Raw genomic sequence first — 18,265 nt, 5'->3', positions numbered from 1 at the left:
GCATGATGACCCACATACGGTGGCGGAAGTCCTCCTACTCCGGCGGCGGTGAAGGCAACGACTGTGTCGAGATCGCGAATGTGCACCCCCGAATAGCCATCCGCGACTCAAAAATCCCGGCCAGAGCCATACTCACCTTCCCGGCCGGGGCCTTCACCACCTTCATCGAAGCCCTCAAGAGCGAGGACTACTCCGCGACCGGGCCGGAGTCGACGCGGTAGACGATCTTCCCGTCGAACTCCGCGAATCCCAGCGACTTGTAGAAGGCGCGGGCGCTCGGGTTGTCCCGGTCCGTCATCCACTCGACGCGGCTGCACCCGGGACGGGCCGCCGCCAGGGAGCGGAGCTCCTCCATGAGCCGGGCGCCGACGCCCTGTCGTCGGAGGGTGTCGCGGACGTAGAGCTCCTTGAGGAAGAGGGAGTGGGAGGAGCCCGCCGCCGGCCAGAGGAACGAGTAGGCGGCGACGCCGACGATGTCCCCGTTGCGGTCCTCGACCAGGAGCGCGGATGCCAGCGGCGGTGAGCCGAAAAGGGCTTCCTCCACCTGGGAGCGTCGCTCTTCGAGGGGCTGGATGTCGGTCGATCCGTAGAACCGCTCGATCTCCTCGATCAGTTCGGCCACGGCCCCGATGTCCCGCTTGTCGGCGGGTCGGATGGTCACGCTCATCGGCGTCTCCCGTTGTTCTTCGATCATTTCGTTCACTCTCTGCCCAGCGCTCAAAGGTCCCAGCCATGCTGCTGCAGCGAGCCCTGGACGTGCCGGATGAGGAACTCCAGATCCGCGCAGTACACGGAAGGATTGCGGTAGCCGTTTGAGGCGCTGAAACGATGGGGGAGGTAGCCTCCTCCGCAGACCTCCACCAGCGCGCAGCTCTGGCACTGCTCGGCGAGCGCGTCCCTGCCGTGTTGCCGGTGCTGGACCTTGGTATGGCCGAGGGCCTCGTCGAAGGAGTGGTTGAAGACGTCGAGTCCGAGCCAGCTGGCACCCTCCTCGACGGAGCGCAGGGTGTCCACGCCCTCTATGCCACCGTCGGACTCGACGACCACGCTGGTGGGCGGGGCGAGGCCAAGCGTTTCCACCGAGCCGCGTACGCCGGAACTGAGCGCCACGATGTCCTCGAGCAACCGGACACTATGCCGGTACTCCGGGCGCGCGAGCCAGGCGTCGTAAACACGGCTCATCCACCACCCGTACTCGCTCGCTCTCGCGTCACCGCGGGGTGGCGGGTCGTCGTGAGTCCCATGCGGCAGTCCGAAATCGATCACTGGTGGGTCGAAGGACGCCAGGTAGTCGTGGACCTCGACCGGGTCGTTGGCCAGGTCCACAACGGCAAGCAGGCCCGCGAACAACTGCGGCCGCGAGCGCAGCAGCTCGATGCCGCGCTCGGTCGAGGCAGCACTCGATCGTCCGGCACGGGTCAGCCGGTGCCGGTCGTTCGCAGCAGGGGGTCCGTCCAGGCTGACTCCGACGGCCACCTCGTACCGCTCGAAGACGGCCAGCCACGCCTCGGAGAGAAGCGTCGCGTTGGTCTGCAGCTCGAAGCGGACCTCGACGCCGGCCGGGACCGCTTCACGCACGACGCCCAGCAGGTCCGCCAGGTGCCGAACCCCTGCAAGCAGCGGCTCCCCGCCATGCAGCACGACGTGGACCGCGGACAGGCCGTGCGAAGTCGCGTGCTCGCCGATACGCCGGGCCGCGGCCCGAACCACCTCCAGGCTCATCCTGGCGGGCAGACGCCGCGCGGCCTGATCCTGTGAATTGAAGACGAAGCAGTAGTCGCAGTCGATGTTGCAGCGGTTGGCAACCTTGAGGATGAACGTACGGAAAGGGACGATGACTTGGAGCCGCGTCATCGAACGATCGCGCTCACAGCGGCCAGGGCCAGATGAGAGAGGCCGCGTGGGCGCCGTCGCCGACATGGTTCGCGGCGGCCTTCTCTGCCGCGCGCCGCTGCCGTACCCGGGCGGCGACACGGTCCAGCACCACATTGCCCTGCGTCGTTTCCTGGCCTGTCCGGGCCATCGTGGCTGGCGCGGGGCGGGAGCTGTGTGACGGCATTCAACGCTCCTCGTGATGAACGTACCGGGGAACGGCACGGTGCGACGGTGGTGGTTGAAGCGACAATTCGCTCAACGTAGCAGCCCGGTCGCTCACTGCGACACAGGGAAACTGGCCAGGTGCCGGCTCATCCCGCATGTGACACCAGTAGCCGCTCGATGCCGTCCGCCGCCGCGCTCAGACCCAGCTGCCGGTACACGGTGGCCGCTTCACGCAGCGGCGCCTCCGCCTGAGCCGGTCCTTCGATCACCCAGTCGCAGCGTCCGATCCCCTCCAGAGCCCGGGCCTGCTCCAACGGACAGCGGATGCGCCGTGCCAGCCCGAGGGCCTGATCGAAGTGCCCGCGCGCGTCCTCCGGTTCACCGACCGCCTGCAGGAGGTCTCCCCAGTGATTGAGCACTTCTGACTCACCACAACGATCACCCAGTGCCCGGTGGATCTGAAGGCTTCGACGGAACGCCTCGACGGCGCCATTCCGGTCACCGCCGGCTCCGCGGGCGACACCGAGCGCGGCGAGTGAAGCGGCCTCACCTCCCCGGCTACCGAGTCCGAGATACGTATCCAGCGCCTCCTCCAGTATCCGGACCGCCGCCGTCACATCGCCCCCCAGGAGATCCAGCACGCCGAGGTGACGGATGCTGTTCGCACGCCCGAAGCGCTCGCCCAGTTCCGTGTAATGCTCGAGTGCCTGAGCATGGGCGTCCCTGGCCCCGTCGAAATCTCCGGTGAGACGCCGCACGACGCCCAACTCATTCAGGGCGTATGCCTGGTGGACCCGGTCATCGAGCTCCCGGTAGATGGTGAACGCCTCCTGGTGCCGCCCCATGGCCAGTTCGTACTCCCCCATGAGGCAGTGCACGACACCCAGATCCCGCAGAGAGTTGGCCTCTCCGTACCGGTCACCGAGCTCACGGTAGATCGACAGCGCCTCGGACTGGGCCTCGACAGCCGCGGAGAAATCACTGGTCTGGCGCCGCACCATACCGAGGTCCGCCAGCGCGTTGGCCTGCCCGAGCCGGTCGCCGACCTCGCGATAGAGGGCAAGGGCATCGCTCTGGGCGCGGGCCGATGCGTCATTGTCGGCGGTCAGGTACCAGACGATGCCCGCCTGATTGAGAGCATCCGCCTTGCCGCGCCGGTCCCCGACGGCTTCGTACTCCGTGACTGCCTGGTTCAGGATCTGGGTGGCCTCGGGGTATGCAGCCATGAAGCGCCGTACGACGCCCAGCTCGGCGAGCGCGTCGGCGAGGGCTCGCTGGTCACCGGTTTGCCGGGCGGCTTCGGCGGCGGTCCGATGCAATCCCACGGCCTGGTCCCAGGGTCCGGCCTGCCGTAGGAAGGGAGCCATTGCCGCGGCCAGCTGGACCACGAGGTCGTACAGAGCGAGCTCGTTCGCCCGGCGAATACACGCCAGTACGTTGGCCCGTTCGTTCTCCAGCCAGCCCAGTGCCGCCGTACGGGACCCCATGACCGGGGTCCGCACCTGTGCGGCACCATGCGGGCGCGGGGGCAGGCCTGCACCGCTGCGGACGATGTACTCGTTCGCGACGGCGAGCGCGGCAAGGTAGTAGGTGCACACACGGCGGACTGCCTGTACGTGTTCCATGCCGTCTCCTTCGTCAGCGAGACCGCGGGCGTAGTGGCGTAGGAGGTCGTGAAGCCGGTAGCGGTTGCCGGGGTGTTCGTCGATCAAGTGGGCGTCGTAGAGCAAGTCGAGCTGCTCGCCTGCGATCGGCACGGATACCTCTCCGAGAGCCGCCCCGGCGTACGTGTCGAGATCCGTTCCGGGATAACAGCCGAGCCGCCGGAAGAAGCGCTGTTGCTCGGGCCCAAGATCCCGGTAGGAGAGATCGAAGGTCGCGGCCATGGCACGGTCGCCTGCGCGCAGTTCGCCCAGCCGGTGCCGGGTCGCCACCAGCCTCTCGCGCAGAGCGTCCGCGGTCCAGGACGGATGGTGGCGCAGCCGTGCCGCGAGCAACGACACTCCCAGCGGGAGATACCCGCACAACCGGGTCAGCTCTTCCAGCACGTCCCGGTCGAACGAGTGCGTCGGCCGCCCACTGAGCCGTACGAACAGGTCGACCGCGTGATCCGGGGGCAGCGCTTCCACCGGCAGCACGACCTCCTCATGTGCGGCCAGTCGATTGCGGCTGGTCACCAGCACGAGACAACCACGTCCGCCCGGAAGCAAAGGTTCCAACTGACGGTAGCTGGCCGCGTTGTCGAGGATGAGCAGCGCCTTCTTGTCCGCGAGCCGACTGCGCCACATGGCCGCCCGCGCCTCGGTGATCGCTCCCACGTCATCACCGACCGGAATCTGCTGGGTCGGCACACCCGCGGCCGCGAGGAGCGAGGCAAGGGCCTCGGTGGGCTGAACGGGGCTGCGCCCCGGCGTGTGCCCATTCAGGTTCACGAAGAGCTGGCCGTCCGGGAAGCTCTCGGCGAGGACATGTCCGGCGTGAACGGCGAAGGTGGTCTTGCCCACTCCGGGCATGCCGTCGATGACGTGTACCGGCAGGACTTCACCAGTGTCCTGTGCGGAACGAACGGAGCGCACCAGCGACTCGAGTTCGGCGGATCGATCTGTGAACGCCGTGGTGTCGCGCGGCAGCGAACGCAGTACGAGGGCAGCGCCAGGCGGCCCCGACCCGTCGCCCATACGCCCGGTCGGCGCGGAACTCTGCCCCGGCTCATGTTGATCACCCAGCGCAGCGAGCAGCGCCGTCAGAGTGGCCGTAGCGACACCCAGTATGACGAAGGACAGCCAGGGGTGTTCCTGTAACCACCCCAGCCAGGAAGGCCAATGCGACTGTGCCGACACCGTGTTCGTGACCAGGCCCACGAGCATCGTGGTGACTGCTCCGCCGCCAGCGACTACGGCGATCGTCCCGCCACGCCGGATCCTCATGCGTGGGGCTCCGCATTGCCGGACGAGGAGTGAGGCGGTAGTGCTCCTTTCGCTCTCCGGCAACCATCAAGTAAAAGCAGCGTACGCAGACACATAACGAACATGCAGACCCCCGGACTCGACTCCTCACCGCCAGCAAGCGCATCAGCACTCGCGAACCCGGGTCAAGGTCGGCTCTGCGCCAGACAGCACCTCATATCAGCCATTTGCAGAGCGTTTCCAGATTCATGAAGTAACGAGGAGGCACCTCCATGACGACCCGGGAGAACTGGCGGAAGTCGTCCTACTCTGGCAGCGGCGACGGCAATGCCCGCGCGGAGATCGCGAACGTGCACCCCCGAATAGCCATCCGCGACTCAAAAGCCCCGGCCAGGGCCACCCTCTCCTTCCTCGCCACGTCCTTCATCGCGTTCCTCGACGCGCTGAAGACCCACTCGCCGGACAGGCCCTGAAGACGCATCCGCGGCCCGGACGGTGAGCCTTTTGGGTGTCACCCGAACACCTTCTCGCCGTGCCGTCGGAGTGATTTTCTGATCATCTACATGCCTCTCCCGGGGTGGGGGGGGAATCACCGTCTTGCCGGTGAGCCACCGTCGCCGTCAGTCATGGGCGGCAGGGCGCCTCCGCGCTTCCTTCCCCCTGCCCTCGGAGAGGTCATGAGAGTTCCCAGGCGTCGCTGTGTGCCCGGCGCAGCGCTCTTCCTGGCTGTGCTCGGCATGCTCACCGCAGCCGTACCCGCAGCCGTACCCGCAGCCGCACCCGCAGCCGCCGCCCCCAATCCGCCCCCGGTGCCGATGACCGCTGCCGACGCGAGCGCATTCGCGCTCCAGTGGGCCACCGACCACGACCGGATCACACAGGCCCGATCGCTGAGGACGGCCGTGAACCCGGGCGGTAACCGGGTCACGGTGGGGTCCATGCTGGACGCGGCCAACCGTCAGGCCCACACGCAGAACAACGCCCGCTGCAGGGCTCAGGTCAGGGCGAAAGGCAGTGCCCTGGCCGGCGCGCATGCGGTCGCCTACTACTGCCTGCAGAGCGACGACGCCAACAACTCCAACTGGACCCCGCAAGGGGTCAGCGGCACCGAGGACGCCCAGCCGGGAGCCGGCACGGTGGACGGGCACCGGGCCATCGCCTTCTCCTGGCACGCGGGCGGTGAGAGGCCACTTCCTTCGGACACAGGCACCCGGCTGAGCTTTCTCGACCGCGCCAGTACCAGCAACAAGTACATCCACGTGCTGCTCGTGGTGCCGAACAGTACGGGGACCGGCTACAGCGATGTGACCGTCCACGCGGGCGGCATCGTCTGGTACCAGCACTACGTCTTCGTCACCGCCAACGAGGGTGGGGTGCGTGTCTTCGACACCGACAACCTGCTGCAGCTCGCCAACAACCCGAAGGGGAACATCAGTCCCAACTGCCCGACCGGACTCCAGAACGGCAAGTACTGCGGGCGCGGGTACCACTACCTGCTGCCCGAGATCGGCCGATGGAGCAACACGGGAGCCGGCACCCGCTACGACTCCATGTCGCTGGAGCGCGCCCCCTCAGGGAGCGTGGCGTTCCTGACCAGCGAATTCCGCAGGAACAGCGTCGGCCGCGTGGCCCGCTGGACGGACTCCGCGATGACCCGCTTCCAGGGCACCATCCATCCGTACATCGCGTGGCACCAGCCCGTCCGCTACGTCCAGGGTGCCTTCTCGCGGGGCTGCTACTACTTCAACACCGGTGGTGGGGGCGGCAATCGCGACCTGGTCCGGGCCAACACGACGGGCAACAGGACGCCGAGGTCGCAGCTCGGCGGCCGAGGTCTGCAGGACCTCTACTGGCTCCGCTCGGCCAACCAGCTGTGGACCCTCACCGAACACCAGGGCATCCACCAGCGGTTCCTGTACGGGGTGAACCGGCCGGCCTGTCCCTGACGCCTCCGGCGGCCGCCGGGATCCTTCCGTTTCCGACGTCCTCGTCAGGACGCCGGACCGGACTCCCGGCGGCGCACCGGACGCACTGCGTGAGAACTACTCCACCGTGACCGACTTGGCGAGGTTGCGTGGCTGGTCAACCTCGTTGCCCCGCGCCGTGGCCAGCTCGCAGGCGAAGACCTGGAGCGGCACCGTGGCGACCAGGGGCTGGAGCAGGGTCGGGGTGACCGGGATCCGGACGAGGTGGTCGGCGTACGGGACGACCGCCTCGTCGCCCTCCTCCGCGATGACGATCGTGCGGGCACCCCTCGCGCGGATCTCCTGGATGTTGGAGACGATCTTGTCGTGGAGGATGGACCGGCCGCGCGGGGAGGGGACGACCACGACGACCGGGAGGTCCTCGTCGATCAACGCGATCGGGCCGTGCTTCAGCTCGCCCGCGGCGAAGCCCTCGGCGTGCATGTACGCCAGCTCCTTGAGCTTCAGGGCGCCTTCGAGGGCGACCGGATAGCCCACGTGGCGGCCCAGGAACAGCACGGTGTTCTTGTCGGCCAGGGAACGGGCCAGCTCCCGTACCGGCTCCATGGTCTTGAGGACCTGCTCGACCGAGCCCGCGATCTGCGACAGGTCGCGGATGACGTCCTGGATCTCGTCGCCCCACTTGGTGCCGCGGACCTGGCCGAGGTACAGGGCGACCAGATAGCAGGCCACCAGCTGGGTCAGGAACGCCTTGGTGGAGGCGACCGCGACCTCGGGGCCGGCGTGGGTGTAGAGGACGGCGTCCGACTCGCGCGGGATGGTGGAGCCGTTGGTGTTGCAGATGGCCAGCACCTTGGAGCCCTGCTCGCGGGCGTGGCGCAGCGCCATCAGCGTGTCCATGGTCTCGCCGGACTGGGAGATGGCGATGACCAGGGTCTGCTGGTCGAGGATCGGGTCGCGGTAGCGGAACTCGCTGGCGAGTTCGACCTCGCAGGGGATGCGGGTCCAGTGCTCGATGGCGTACTTGGCGATCAGGCCCGCGTGGAAGGCCGTACCGCAGGCGACGATGACGACCTTGTCCATCTCGCGCAGTTCGGAGGCGGAGATGCGGACCTCGTCCAGCGTCAGCGAACCGCCCGCGTCGATACGGCCCAGCAGGGTGTCGGCGACCGCCTTGGGCTGTTCGGCGATCTCCTTGAGCATGAAGTAGTCGTAGCCGCCCTTCTCGGCGGCGGCCGCGTCCCAGTCGACGTTGTAGGAGCGGACCTCGGCGGGACGGCCGTCGAAACCGGTGACCGTCACACCGTCGCGGCGCAGTTCCACGACCTGGTCCTGGCCCAGCTCGATCGCGGAGCGGGTGTGGGCGATGAACGCGGCGACGTCCGAGGCGAGAAAGGCCTCGCCCTCGCCGACGCCCACGACCAGCGGGGAGTTGCGGCGGGCGCCCACGACGACGTCGGGGTCGTCGGCGTGCACGGCGACCAGCGTGAACGCGCCCTCCAGCCGCCGGCACACCAGCCGCATGGCCTCGGCGAGGTCGGCGCACGAGGAGAACTCCTCGGCGAGCAGGTGGGCGACGACCTCGGTGTCGGTCTCGGAGGTCAGCTCGTGGCCGCGCTCGGCCAGTTCGGCCCGCAGCGCGGCGAAGTTCTCGATGATGCCGTTGTGGACGACGGCGACCCGCCCCGCGTTGTCGAGATGCGGGTGGGCGTTGGCGTCGGTCGGGCCGCCGTGCGTGGCCCAGCGGGTGTGCCCGATGCCCGTGGAACCGGCCGGCAGCGGCCGGTCGACCAGCTCCTTCTCCAGGTTGACCAGCTTCCCGGCCTTCTTCGCCGCCGCCAGCCCGCCGTCCGCGAGCACGGCGACGCCCGCCGAGTCGTAACCCCGGTACTCCAGCCGCTTCAGCCCGGCCATCACGACCTCGAGCGCCGACTGTGACCCCACGTATCCCACGATTCCGCACATGGGCGGCAGCCTACGGGCCGACGCCCACCGAAAGCGGCCTCTCCGTGCCCGAAATCGGAAATTCCCACCGGGGTGCGAGCCAACACCCCGGTGGGGACGGGAACAAGGAGCCCGGTCAGCCGAGTTTGCCGAGCTGCGCCTGGACCAGCTCCGCCGGGAAGTCGAAGTCCTTTCCGGTGGCGGCGGCGGCGAGGTTGATCGCCGGGAAGTAGGCGAGGGTGGCGCCCTTGCGGACGACGACGGCCTTCACCGGGGCCTTGACGCCGTCGGCCTCCATGGTCAGCGTCAGGGCGAGCGCGTCGTCCGCCCCGCCGGGCGCCTGCGCGGTGACGACCTTCTCGTACTGGTTCTTGGTGCCCGTCACGGTGTAGGAGAAGCCGCCTGCGCACTTCTGCGCGGCCGTCTTCAGATCCTTCATCGCCTGCTCGGCGCCGCCGCTCTCGTAGGAGGCGAGCGTCTCGATCACCTTCGACCGGTCGAGACCGGCCATCAGCTTCGCCTCGGCGCTCGCACCTGCCGCGGGCTTCTTCGGGTCGCCCACCCAGCTCCGCTTCACCGAGGCGGAGGGCTTGCCGACGTAGCTGCCGACCTGGAGGTGGGCGAGCGGCGCACAGGCCGGGTCGTCCGCCTTCGCCTCGTCCTGCGCGATGTCGTCCTTCGCCGCGACCTTGCCCAGCTTGCCGCTCTTGACGTCGGCCTGGGTGAGGGCGGCCTTCTCCAACTCGGCGGCGGTGAGCGCCTTGGCCGGGGCGGCGGAGGCGGTCTTGTCCGCCTGCGCCGTCTTGCCGTCGCCCCCCTTGTCCCCGCCGTCGGACGAGCCGCCACAGGCGGTGGCGAGCAGGGCGAGGGTGGCGGCGGACGCGGCGAGGGCGGTGCGGCGCACGACGGTGGGTCTCAAGGAAGCGCTACCTTCTCTTCGGATCAGCAATGGCTTTCCCAGTGCTTTGCCCGCACTTTAGGCACAGCGGACACACAGATGATCACCAAACGACCACCCGGTATCCGACCGTGACACCGGCGTGATCTTCGAAAGGCGCCCACCACCGGTCCGGCCCGACCGGGCCAGGAGGCCACCACCGGTCCGGTCGGATCGGCACGGGTGGCCGGCCGGCGTTCCATGAACGAAAACCAGCCATGCGCCGACGTATATGCGCATCTGTCGGCGGGCATGCGGGAGGACGCCATGGTGATCGAGATGACGGGTGAGGCTGTCGAGGCCGCGCTGGTCGAACCGCAGCGGCCCTGACCACCACGCCTTCCCTGGAAGGGATGTCATCTCCTTTTTGAACGCGAGAACGCTTTCGACCTCGCGAACGGCCTGGTGAAGGCCGTCGAGGAGGCCGCCTTGGCCGACTGATCCGAGCCCTTCGCGGCGGTCCCTGTCCCGACGACCGGAACAGGATCCGCATGGATTGTGCGGCACCCGAGCCCCTACAGCGCAGGGGAGGGCGAGCCTGATTCCGCCCTCCCCTGCGGCACTGCCGGTGCGCCGGGCGCACACGTGACGCACCCCACCCGCCGTCCCGTTCAAACTCCGTTAACAATGGAATGTGATCTCTCCGGTCCCCTCGATGCCCCGGAGCGCCCACCGGCAGCGGCCGGAGGCGACTCCCTACGTCGACCTCACCCGTACCGAGTGGAGCGCGCTGCGCGACAAGACGCCGTTGCCGCTCAGTGCCGAAGAGGTCGAGCGACTGCGCGGTCTGGGTGACGTCATCGACCTCGACGAGGTGCGGGACATCTACCTGCCGCTGTCCCGGCTGCTCAACCTCTACGTCGGCGCCACGGACGGGCTGCGCAGCGCGCTGAACACCTTTCTCGGGGAGCAGGGGTCCCAGTCGGGGACACCGTTCGTGATAGGGGTGGCGGGGTCCGTCGCCGTGGGCAAGTCGACCGTCGCGCGTCTTCTCCAGGCGCTGCTGTCCCGCTGGCCCGAGCATCCGCGGGTCGAGCTGGTGACGACGGACGGTTTCCTGCTGCCCACGCGGGAGCTTCAGGCCCGGGGGCTGATGTCCCGCAAAGGGTTCCCGGAGTCGTACGACCGGCGGGCGCTGACCCGGTTCGTCGCCGACATCAAGGCGGGGAGGGGCGAGGTCACGGCCCCCGTCTACTCGCACCTGATCTACGACATCGTGTCCGGCGACAAGCTCACCGTCCGCCGCCCGGACATCCTGATCGTGGAGGGGCTCAACGTCCTCCAGCCGGCCCTGCCCGGCAAGGACGGCCGCACCCGGGTCGGTCTCGCCGACTACTTCGACTTCAGCGTGTACGTCGACGCCCGCACCGAGGACATCGAGCAGTGGTACCTCAACCGGTTCCGCAAGCTGCGCGCGACGGCCTTCCAGGACCCGTCCTCGTACTTCCGCAAGTACACCCAGGTCTCCGAGGAGGACGCCCTCGACTACGCCCGCACCATGTGGCGGACGATCAACAAGCCCAACCTGGTCGAGAACATCGCCCCCACCCGCGGCCGGGCCACGCTCGTGCTGCGCAAGGGCCAGGACCACAAGGTGCAGCGACTGAGCCTGCGCAAGCTCTGACCTGCACGGTCCCGCACCGCCACGGACCCGCACCGCCACGGCCGTCTACGCTGCCCTCCATGCTGCATCTGCGACTGATCGCCCCCGCCGAGCGCACCGACGACGTGGTGAGTCTGATCGAGGAGACGGTGGGCACCACGCATCTCGTCGTGCTGCGGGGCGCGGCCCGCAATCCGGCCGGTGACGTGGTGATGTGCGACGTCGCACGCGAGGCCGGCGACGAACTCCTCACCGGCCTGCAGGAGTTGGGGATCGACCGCACCGGCTCCATCGCCGTCGGGAACATCGACCTGTCGCTGTCCAGGCGGGCCGAGAAGGCCGAGGAGGAGGCACCGGGAGAGGGCGCGGACGCGGTGCTGTGGGAGCACCTGACGGACGCCACGCACGAGGAGTCGACGCTGTCGGTCACCTACCTCGCGTTCATCACGCTGGCCACCATGATCGCCGCCTGCGGTGTGCTGCTGGACAACGCCATCCTGATCGTCGGGGCGATGGCCGTGGGGCCGGAGTTCGGACCGCTGGCCGGGGTGAGCACCGCGCTGGTGCAGCGGGCCCCACGGCTGGCGCTGCGGTCACTGATCGCGCTGCTGGCGGGCTTCGCGCTGGCGATGGCGGTGACGGCGGGCTTCAGCCTGTTCATGGACGCCGTCGGTCTGTTCAGCAAGGCGAAACTGGAGAGCGCGCGCCCCAACACGAACTTCGTCTACGCCCCGGACTGGTTCTCCTTCGTCGTGGCGGTCCTCGCCGGAGCCGCCGGCACGCTCTCCCTGACCTCGGCCAAGTCCGGCGCCCTGGTCGGCGTCGCCATCTCGGTGACCACCGTCCCGGCCGCCGCCAACGCGGCCGTGGCGCTCGCCTACGGTGACATGCGGCAGACCTGGGGATCCACCGAGCAGCTTCTGCTGAACCTGCTCGGCATCGTCCTGGCCGGCACGCTCACGCTGCTCGCCCAGAAGTGGTTCTGGGCCCGGCAGCGCGAGCGTGCCCGGCAGACTCAGCGTGCTGTGGAACTCGGTTAGCCGAGCGCCGACTTCACCGCGTCGGCCAGCCGGCCCGCCACCGAGCGGGCCTGGTCGATGTCCGCGGCCTCGACCATCACGCGGACCAGCGGCTCGGTGCCCGAGGAACGCAACAGCACCCGCCCGGTCTCTCCCAGCTCCCGCTCCGCCTCGGCGACCGCGGCGGCCAGGTCGGCGGAGGTCTTCACCCGGGACTTGTCCACGTCCGGGACGTTGATCAGGACCTGCGGCAGGCGCTCCATCACCGACGCCAGGTCCCGCAGCGTACGGCCGGTCTCGGCGACCCGGGCGGCCAGCAGCAGGCCGGTCAGGGTGCCGTCGCCGGTGGTGGCGTGGTCGAGGATGATGACGTGGCCGGACTGCTCGCCGCCGAGGGCGAAGCCCTTCTCCTTCATCTCCTCCAGGACGTAGCGGTCGCCGACGGCGGTCTGCACGAGGTGGATGCCCTCGCGCTCCATCGCCAGCTTGAAGCCCAGATTCGACATCACGGTCGCGACGACGGTGTCGGAGCGCAGTGCGGAACGCTCCCGCATCGCCAGCGCGAGTACGGACAGGATCTGGTCGCCGTCGACCTCCTCGCCGGTGTGGTCCACGGCCAGGCAGCGGTCGGCGTCGCCGTCGTGCGCGATGCCGAGGTCGGCGCCGTGCTCGACGACGGCGGCCTTGACCTGCTCCAGGTGCGTCGAGCCGCAGCCGTCGTTGATGTTGAGGCCGTCCGGCTCGGCGCCGATGGTGACGACCTCGGCACCGGCACGCGTGAAGGCCTCCGGGGAGACCTTGGAGGCCGCGCCGTGCGCCTCGTCGAGGACGATCTTCATTCCGTCGAGACGGTTCGGCAGGACGCCGAGGAGGTGACCGACGTACCGGTCGAGGCCATCGTCGTAGTCGCGTACGCGGCCCACACCGGCGCCCGTCGGACGGTCCCAGGGAGCGCCGGTGCGGTGCTCCTCGTAGACGGTCTCGATCCGGTCCTCCAGCTCGTCGGCCAGTTTGTGACCACCCCGGGCGAAGAACTTGATGCCGTTGTCGGGCATGGCGTTGTGGCTGGCCGACAGCATCACACCGAGGTCGGCGCCGAGCGCGCCGGTGAGGTGGGCCACCGCCGGCGTCGGCAGCACGCCCACGCGCAGCACGTCCACGCCCGCGCTCGCCAGGCCGGCCACCACGGCGGCCTCCAGGAACTCCCCGGACGCGCGCGGGTCCCGTCCGACCACGGCCACGGGCCGATGCCCCTCGAAGGTGCCCGCCTCGGCCAGTACGTGCGCCGCGGCGACGGAGAGGCCGAGCGCCATCTCGGCGGTCAGGTCCGCGTTGGCGACGCCACGCACGCCGTCCGTGCCGAAGAGTCGTCCCACTTGTCCTCCAGAGAAAGCGTCAGTTCGATAAGCCGTGCCGATGCGTTCAGCGCGTGTTCACTGGGTTTGATGTTCTCGACGCGCCTGCGGCTCCCGCATCCCAGGCAAAGCATTGCCCGAGCATCCCATCACACCGGCCTCTGAGCGCCTTGTGCCGTTATACGCCCAAGTCCTGTGATATACGAATGCCCCGACGGCACAGTGGCGTGCCGCCGGGGCGTTCGGAGTACGAGCAGGCAGCTGCTGATTAGCGCTTGCTGTACTGCGGGGCCTTGCGGGCCTTCTTCAGACCGGCCTTCTTGCGCTCGACCGCACGGTCGTCGCGGCGGAGGAAGCCGGCCTTCTTCAGCGGACCGCGGTTGTTGTCCACGTCGGCCTCGTTCAGGGCGCGGGCGACACCGAGGCGGAGGGCACCGGCCTGGCCGGAGACGCCGCCACCGGCGATGCGGGCGATGACGTCGTAACGGCCCTCGAGCTCGAGCACCTTGAAGGGCTCGTTGACTTCCTGCTGGTGCACCTTGTTCGGGAAGTAGTCCTCGAGGGTGCGACCGTTGATCTTCCACTTGCCGGAGCCCGGGACGATCCGGACGCGGGCGATGGCGTTCTTGCGGCGGCCCAGGCCGGCGGCCGGCTGCGGCTCGCCGAAGCGGGAGGCCAGGGACTCCGAGGTGTACTCGCCCTCGACGGGAACCTCGGACTCGGTGGTGTAGCTGTCGATGTCAAGCTCTTCGAGCGGCTGCTCGGCAGTGGTCTCGGCCACGATTCTCCTCAGATTCTCTTCAGTCTTAGGGGGTGGCCGGACTTACTGCGCGACCTGGGTGATCTCGAACGGCACCGGCTGCTGGGCGCCGTGCGGGTGCTGGTCACCCTTGTAGACCTTCAGCTTCGAGAGCATCTGACGGCCAAGGGAGTTCTTGGGGAGCATGCCCTTGACGGCCTTCTCGATGGCCTTCTCGGGGTTCTTGTCGAGCAGCTCGTCGTAACGGACGGAGCGCAGACCACCCGGGTAGCCGGAGTGGCGGTACGCCATCTTCTGGGTCCGCTTGTTGCCGGAGAGGTGCACCTTGTCGGCGTTGATGATGATGACGAAGTCACCAGCGTCGACGTGCGGCGCGTAGATCGGCTTGTGCTTGCCCCGCAGAAGGGTGGCGGCGGTGGACGCCAGGCGGCCCAGGACGACGTCCTGGGCGTCAATGACGTGCCACTGGCGCGTGATGTCGCCGGGCTTGGGGCTGTACGTACGCACGGTTCGTAGCCTTCGCTTCTTCAGTGAATGGTCCTGACAAGGTCACCGAAGACGATCACGACAGCCCTGACCGCACTGCGGTGACGCAAACCGCGTGCTGGTCGCTGGTCATCGGCCCGGTGGACCGGTGTAAGGGCCGGGTCCGTGAGAAGAGCCAAGCCAATACACAACGAACATGCAGGATACCCGCGCGGCCCTCCAGGGGTCAAAACGGGGTTGCCTGCGCCGGTCCCGGGTGTTCTGTACCCAGTGTAGGGGTACGGGACGGCCGGCCCCGGGGGCCGCCGTCCCCGGACGGCCCGTCGATGCGCGCCGGCGCCGGGATGAGGACCGCGGTCGCTTTGTACCGGCCTGCACCGAAGGGCCCCCGCCCGCCCACCGCGGGCGCGTCAGCACCCCCCAACCCCCGTCTAAGATGCGCCCCATGAGTTATGGGCAGGGGGGCTCGCAGTCCCAGTGGGATCCCTGGAAACCGAATTCTCAGCAGCCGTGGAGCAGTGGGAGCAGCGGTCAGACTCCGGACTGGGCCGCGCTCGCCGAGGCGTCGGAGACGCGCAACAAGCGGCGCCGGCTGCTGTTCGTCGGCGGTGGTGTGCTGGCCACCGTCGGGGTCGGCGCTGCCGTGGCCATGGCCGTGGTCTCGGCGAACGGCAGCAATGACGCGTCGGGCCGTCCGACCTCTCAGCTGCCCTCCACCGCGGCCCTGCCGAGCGGCTCCGCCACCGCCCCGTCCTTCGCGCCCACCAGTGCCCCGCCCCCGCTGGACCCGAAGGACTTCATATCCAGCGTGAAGAAGGACACGGCCCCGCTCAGCCCGGACACGCTCTTTCCCGGCACCCAGCTGACCATGGGCGACACCGTGTACAAGAAGGGCCCGACGGCCGACACCAAGAACTGCGCCTCGGCCGCCCAGGGCACGCTCGGCAAGGTCCTCACCGCCAACGGCTGCACCCGTCTGATGCGAGTGACCTACACCCAGGGCGGCATCGCGGTGACCGTCGGCGTCGCCGTCTTCGACACCGAGGCGCAGGCCACCGGGGCCAAGGGCCAGGCCGACAAGAAGAGCATCGTCAAGCCGCTCTCCGGCGGTGGCGTGAAGGCCTTCTGCAACGGCGCCGTCTGCCGCTCCACCACCAACACCCTCGGCCGTTACGCCTACTTCACCCTCAGCGGCTTCCCCGGCGACCGGGACGTGACGACCAGGGACACCAAGGTCTTCCGGACCGGTGACGACCTCGCCGAGTTCGCGTTCCGGCAGATCCGCCGGCGTGGCGAGGCCCAGGCCTCGGCCGCCGCCCAGTAGACGGCCGCCCCCGTCCCTGTCCTCCGTCCCTGTCCTCCGTCCCTGTCTGCGCCGCGCCCTACCGGCGCCTCAGCCGCAGCCTGATCGGCACCACCGCCGACTCCAGCTGCGTACGCAGGGTCATCTTCGAGACACCCTCGGTGCGCTCCCCGAAGCGGATCGGGATCTCGACGGCCCGGTGCCCCGCGCGGACGGCCCGGTACTTCAGCTCCACCTGGAAGCTGTAGCCCGCGCTGTCCAGCGTGGACAGGTCCACCTCCCTCAGGGTGGCCGCCGACCACAGGTTGAAGCCCGCGGTGATGTCGTTGATCTCCGTGCCGAGCACGGTGCGCGCGTAGGCGTTGGCGAAGCGGGACAGCAGCACCCGGTGCGCGCCCCAGTCCTCGTCCAGTGAGCCCCCGGTCACGTACCGGCTGCCGACCACCAGCCCGGCGCCGGAGGCGAGCGCCGTGTCCAGCATCCGCGGCACGGCCTCCACCGGGTGGCTGCCGTCGGCGTCCATCTGCACGACGTACGCCGCGCCCTCCTCCAGCGCGGCGGTCATGCCCGCCGTGTACGCCCGCCCCAGCCCGTCCTTCTCGGTGCGGTGCAGCACGCTCATCCGGTCCTGCCCGGCCGCGTTGTACTTCTCGGCGAGCTCCTCGGCGATCCGCCCGGTGCCGTCCGGGCTGGAGTCGTCGACGACCTTCAGACGCAGCCCGCCCAGCGGCAGCCCCAGCACCGCCTCGGCCATCCGCGGCAGGTTCGCCGCCTCGTTGTACGTCGGCATCACCACGGTGACCCGTATGTCGTCCCCGTGTGCCGCCCGGTCCGTCATCCCGTCATCTCTCCTCGGTCTCCCCTGCCGGCGCGGTCCTGCCCGGCGCCCTGAACCACCGGCCCGCCGTCGTCCGGCGGTCCCGTCGAGTACGGCTGGGCCGTCCGCGAACCGCGGACGGTGCACCGCCGTAAGCCCCCCTGCCGTACGACGGAAGATCGGTACCGCGCGTTCCGTCGGCCCGCGACCGCACCGTGACACGCGGTGACCCCGGCGCCTCCTCAGCAGCAGCCGGCCGGCGGCAGCGAGCGCTTGTTGCGTGCCTCCCTGCTGCGCGCGGCCAGCAGTTCGTCGGCCGGATAGCCGACCTCCTCCAGCGTCAGCCCGTGCGGCCGTACGACGTGCACTGCGGAGTCCCGTACGCCCGCGGCCAGCACCTTCGCGGGCCAGTCGGGCCCGCGGTGCCCGTCCCCGACGAACAGCAGCGCCCCGATGAGCGAGCGGACCATGTTGTGGCAGAACGCGTCGGCGCGGACGGTGGCGGTGACGATCCCGTCGGCGCCCCGCTCAAGGCTCAGCTCCTGGAGGGTACGGATGGTGGTCGCGCCCTCGCGCCTCTTGCAGTAGGCGGCGAAGTCGTGCTCGCCCAGCAGCCCGCGGGCGGCCTCGTTCATGGCGTCGACGTCGAGCGGCCAGTCGTGCCACAGGACATGGCCGCGCAGCAGCGGGTCGACCCCGCCGGGGTTGTCGGTGACCCGGTAGGCGTAGCGGCGCCAGACGGCGGAGAAACGGGCGTTGAAGCCGCTGGGCGCCTCCCTGAGCGCCCACACCCGCACGTCCCTGGGCAGCCGCCCGGCGAGCCGCTTGAGCAGCTTCTCGTGGTGCTCGCGCCAGACCTGCCCGGGCAGATCCACATGGGCCACCTGCCCACGCGCGTGCACCCCGGCGTCGGTCCGCCCGGCCACGGTCAGCTCGTACGTCTGTCCCGACCGCGTGACCGTGCGCAGCGCGTCCTCGATCTCCCCCTGCACGGTCCGCTTCCCGCCGGCCTGCTTGGCCCAGCCGTGGAAGCCGGTGCCGTCGTAGGACAGGTCGAGGCGGACACGGACATGACCGGGCTGTACTTCGTCACTCACCCCTAGATCCTCTCAGCAACGCGAAACGGGCCCGCCCCCACAAGGGAGACGGACCCGCTCAGCGCAAGGCAGA

The 18,265-nt window shown here is 69.3% G+C and carries 18 protein-coding genes; 7 read left to right on the top strand and 11 right to left on the bottom strand.

What is annotated here, in order from left to right; genetic code table 11:
- Positions 1 to 2 precede the first annotated feature (2 nt).
- The gene (locus ACH4UM_RS01255; protein WP_398172254.1) at positions 3 to 221 is read left to right on the top strand and encodes a DUF397 domain-containing protein; all 219 of its coding nucleotides are present in this window, start codon (positions 3 to 5) and stop codon (positions 219 to 221) included.
- On the opposite strand, the gene haaN is transcribed toward ACH4UM_RS01255, so the two are convergent.
- From haaN to haaT, 4 genes are all read right to left on the bottom strand, one after another.
- Complete coding sequence (gene haaN, locus ACH4UM_RS01250; RefSeq protein WP_398172252.1) at positions 188 to 667, bottom strand: cyclophane-containing RiPP N-acetyltransferase HaaN; 480 nt, start codon at positions 665 to 667, stop codon at positions 188 to 190. The two genes, ACH4UM_RS01255 and haaN, sit on opposite strands and share 34 nt — an antisense overlap.
- Positions 668 to 717: 50 nt before the next feature.
- Positions 718 to 1,854: an FxsB family cyclophane-forming radical SAM/SPASM peptide maturase gene (locus ACH4UM_RS01245; RefSeq protein WP_398172250.1), complete on the bottom strand. Its 1,137-nt coding sequence runs from the start codon at positions 1,852 to 1,854 to the stop codon at positions 718 to 720.
- A gap of 13 nt (positions 1,855 to 1,867) precedes the next feature.
- Positions 1,868 to 2,059: a HaaA family cyclophane-containing RiPP peptide gene (haaA, locus tag ACH4UM_RS01240; protein WP_398172248.1), complete on the bottom strand. Its 192-nt coding sequence runs from the start codon at positions 2,057 to 2,059 to the stop codon at positions 1,868 to 1,870.
- A gap of 127 nt (positions 2,060 to 2,186) precedes the next feature.
- A complete protein-coding gene (haaT, locus tag ACH4UM_RS01235; RefSeq protein WP_398172246.1) occupies positions 2,187 to 4,967 on the bottom strand; it encodes a cyclophane-containing RiPP biosynthesis TPR protein HaaT in 2,781 nt (926 codons plus the stop codon).
- 251 nt (positions 4,968 to 5,218) lie between these two features.
- On the opposite strand from haaT, the gene ACH4UM_RS01230 reads away from it, so the two are divergent.
- Positions 5,219 to 5,419, top strand: a complete 201-nt coding sequence (locus ACH4UM_RS01230) for a DUF397 domain-containing protein (RefSeq protein WP_398172244.1) — start codon at positions 5,219 to 5,221, stop codon at positions 5,417 to 5,419.
- Between the two features lie 228 nt (positions 5,420 to 5,647).
- A complete protein-coding gene (locus ACH4UM_RS01225; RefSeq protein WP_398172242.1) occupies positions 5,648 to 6,892 on the top strand; it encodes a hypothetical protein in 1,245 nt (414 codons plus the stop codon).
- A 96-nt stretch (positions 6,893 to 6,988) separates the two neighbouring features.
- Here ACH4UM_RS01225 and glmS read toward each other — a convergent pair whose 3' ends face one another.
- Both glmS and ACH4UM_RS01215 read right to left on the bottom strand, forming a co-directional pair.
- Positions 6,989 to 8,836 carry a glutamine--fructose-6-phosphate transaminase (isomerizing) gene (glmS, locus tag ACH4UM_RS01220; RefSeq protein ID WP_398172240.1) on the bottom strand — a complete coding sequence of 616 codons (1,848 nt, stop codon included), beginning with the start codon at positions 8,834 to 8,836 and terminating at the stop codon, positions 6,989 to 6,991.
- Positions 8,837 to 8,951: 115 nt separating this feature from the next.
- Entirely contained in the window at positions 8,952 to 9,734 is a 783-nt protein-coding gene (locus tag ACH4UM_RS01215; RefSeq protein ID WP_398172238.1) for a hypothetical protein, read from the bottom strand.
- Positions 9,735 to 9,953: 219 nt separating this feature from the next.
- Between ACH4UM_RS01215 and ACH4UM_RS01210 the strand changes: the two genes are divergently transcribed.
- The 3 genes from ACH4UM_RS01210 (at position 9,954) to ACH4UM_RS01200 (ending at position 12,395) form a co-directional block, all read left to right on the top strand.
- On the top strand, positions 9,954 to 10,082 hold the full coding sequence (locus tag ACH4UM_RS01210) for a hypothetical protein (RefSeq protein ID WP_398172236.1): 129 nt from the start codon (positions 9,954 to 9,956) through the stop codon (positions 10,080 to 10,082).
- 325 nt (positions 10,083 to 10,407) lie between these two features.
- Entirely contained in the window at positions 10,408 to 11,376 is a 969-nt protein-coding gene (coaA, locus tag ACH4UM_RS01205) for a type I pantothenate kinase (protein ID WP_398173540.1), read from the top strand.
- 59 nt (positions 11,377 to 11,435) lie between these two features.
- Entirely contained in the window at positions 11,436 to 12,395 is a 960-nt protein-coding gene (locus ACH4UM_RS01200) for a DUF389 domain-containing protein (RefSeq protein ID WP_398172234.1), read from the top strand.
- Here ACH4UM_RS01200 and glmM read toward each other — a convergent pair.
- The 3 genes from glmM to rplM form a co-directional block, all read right to left on the bottom strand.
- A complete protein-coding gene (gene glmM / locus ACH4UM_RS01195) occupies positions 12,392 to 13,750 on the bottom strand; it encodes a phosphoglucosamine mutase (RefSeq protein ID WP_398172232.1) in 1,359 nt (452 codons plus the stop codon). The genes ACH4UM_RS01200 and glmM overlap by 4 nt on opposite strands.
- 247 nt (positions 13,751 to 13,997) lie before the next feature.
- Positions 13,998 to 14,510 (bottom strand): 30S ribosomal protein S9, encoded by a 513-nt coding sequence (gene rpsI, locus ACH4UM_RS01190; protein WP_030173946.1) that lies wholly within the window; start codon positions 14,508 to 14,510, stop codon positions 13,998 to 14,000.
- A 42-nt stretch (positions 14,511 to 14,552) separates the two neighbouring features.
- Positions 14,553 to 14,996, bottom strand: a complete 444-nt coding sequence (gene rplM, locus ACH4UM_RS01185) for a 50S ribosomal protein L13 (protein WP_030173943.1) — start codon at positions 14,994 to 14,996, stop codon at positions 14,553 to 14,555.
- Between the two features lie 424 nt (positions 14,997 to 15,420).
- Between rplM and ACH4UM_RS01180 the strand changes: the two genes are divergently transcribed.
- Complete coding sequence (locus tag ACH4UM_RS01180) at positions 15,421 to 16,299, top strand: hypothetical protein (RefSeq protein ID WP_398172230.1); 879 nt, start codon at positions 15,421 to 15,423, stop codon at positions 16,297 to 16,299.
- A gap of 58 nt (positions 16,300 to 16,357) precedes the next feature.
- Here the strand turns inward: ACH4UM_RS01180 and ACH4UM_RS01175 are convergent, their stop codons facing one another.
- Positions 16,358 to 17,116: a polyprenol monophosphomannose synthase gene (locus ACH4UM_RS01175; RefSeq protein WP_398172228.1), complete on the bottom strand. Its 759-nt coding sequence runs from the start codon at positions 17,114 to 17,116 to the stop codon at positions 16,358 to 16,360.
- Between the two features lie 221 nt (positions 17,117 to 17,337).
- Positions 17,338 to 18,192, bottom strand: a complete 855-nt coding sequence (truA, locus tag ACH4UM_RS01170; RefSeq protein WP_398172226.1) for a tRNA pseudouridine(38-40) synthase TruA — start codon at positions 18,190 to 18,192, stop codon at positions 17,338 to 17,340.
- Positions 18,193 to 18,265 lie beyond the last annotated feature (73 nt).

The organism is Streptomyces sp. NPDC020801, assembly GCF_044334385.1.
Taxonomy (GTDB): domain Bacteria; phylum Actinomycetota; class Actinomycetes; order Streptomycetales; family Streptomycetaceae; genus Streptomyces.
This window is presented reverse-complemented; position numbering and strand designations above follow the sequence as displayed.

What these genes read in the sequence shown, in the direction of transcription:
- ACH4UM_RS01255 (WP_398172254.1), top strand. Translation starts at nt 3, where the DNA reads ATGATGACCCACATACGGTGGCGGAAGTCCTCCTACTCCGGCGGCGGT.
- haaN (WP_398172252.1), bottom strand. Translation starts at nt 667, where the DNA reads ATGAGCGTGACCATCCGACCCGCCGACAAGCGGGACATCGGGGCCGTG.
- ACH4UM_RS01245 (WP_398172250.1), bottom strand. Translation starts at nt 1,854, where the DNA reads ATGACGCGGCTCCAAGTCATCGTCCCTTTCCGTACGTTCATCCTCAAG.
- haaA (WP_398172248.1), bottom strand. Translation starts at nt 2,059, where the DNA reads ATGCCGTCACACAGCTCCCGCCCCGCGCCAGCCACGATGGCCCGGACA.
- haaT (WP_398172246.1), bottom strand. Translation starts at nt 4,967, where the DNA reads ATGAGGATCCGGCGTGGCGGGACGATCGCCGTAGTCGCTGGCGGCGGA.
- ACH4UM_RS01230 (WP_398172244.1), top strand. Translation starts at nt 5,219, where the DNA reads ATGACGACCCGGGAGAACTGGCGGAAGTCGTCCTACTCTGGCAGCGGC.
- glmS (WP_398172240.1), bottom strand. Translation starts at nt 8,836, where the DNA reads ATGTGCGGAATCGTGGGATACGTGGGGTCACAGTCGGCGCTCGAGGTC.
- ACH4UM_RS01210 (WP_398172236.1), top strand. Translation starts at nt 9,954, where the DNA reads ATGAACGAAAACCAGCCATGCGCCGACGTATATGCGCATCTGTCGGCG.
- coaA (WP_398173540.1), top strand. Translation starts at nt 10,408, where the DNA reads ATGCCCCGGAGCGCCCACCGGCAGCGGCCGGAGGCGACTCCCTACGTC.
- ACH4UM_RS01200 (WP_398172234.1), top strand. Translation starts at nt 11,436, where the DNA reads ATGCTGCATCTGCGACTGATCGCCCCCGCCGAGCGCACCGACGACGTG.
- ACH4UM_RS01180 (WP_398172230.1), top strand. Translation starts at nt 15,421, where the DNA reads ATGAGTTATGGGCAGGGGGGCTCGCAGTCCCAGTGGGATCCCTGGAAA.
- ACH4UM_RS01175 (WP_398172228.1), bottom strand. Translation starts at nt 17,116, where the DNA reads ATGACGGACCGGGCGGCACACGGGGACGACATACGGGTCACCGTGGTG.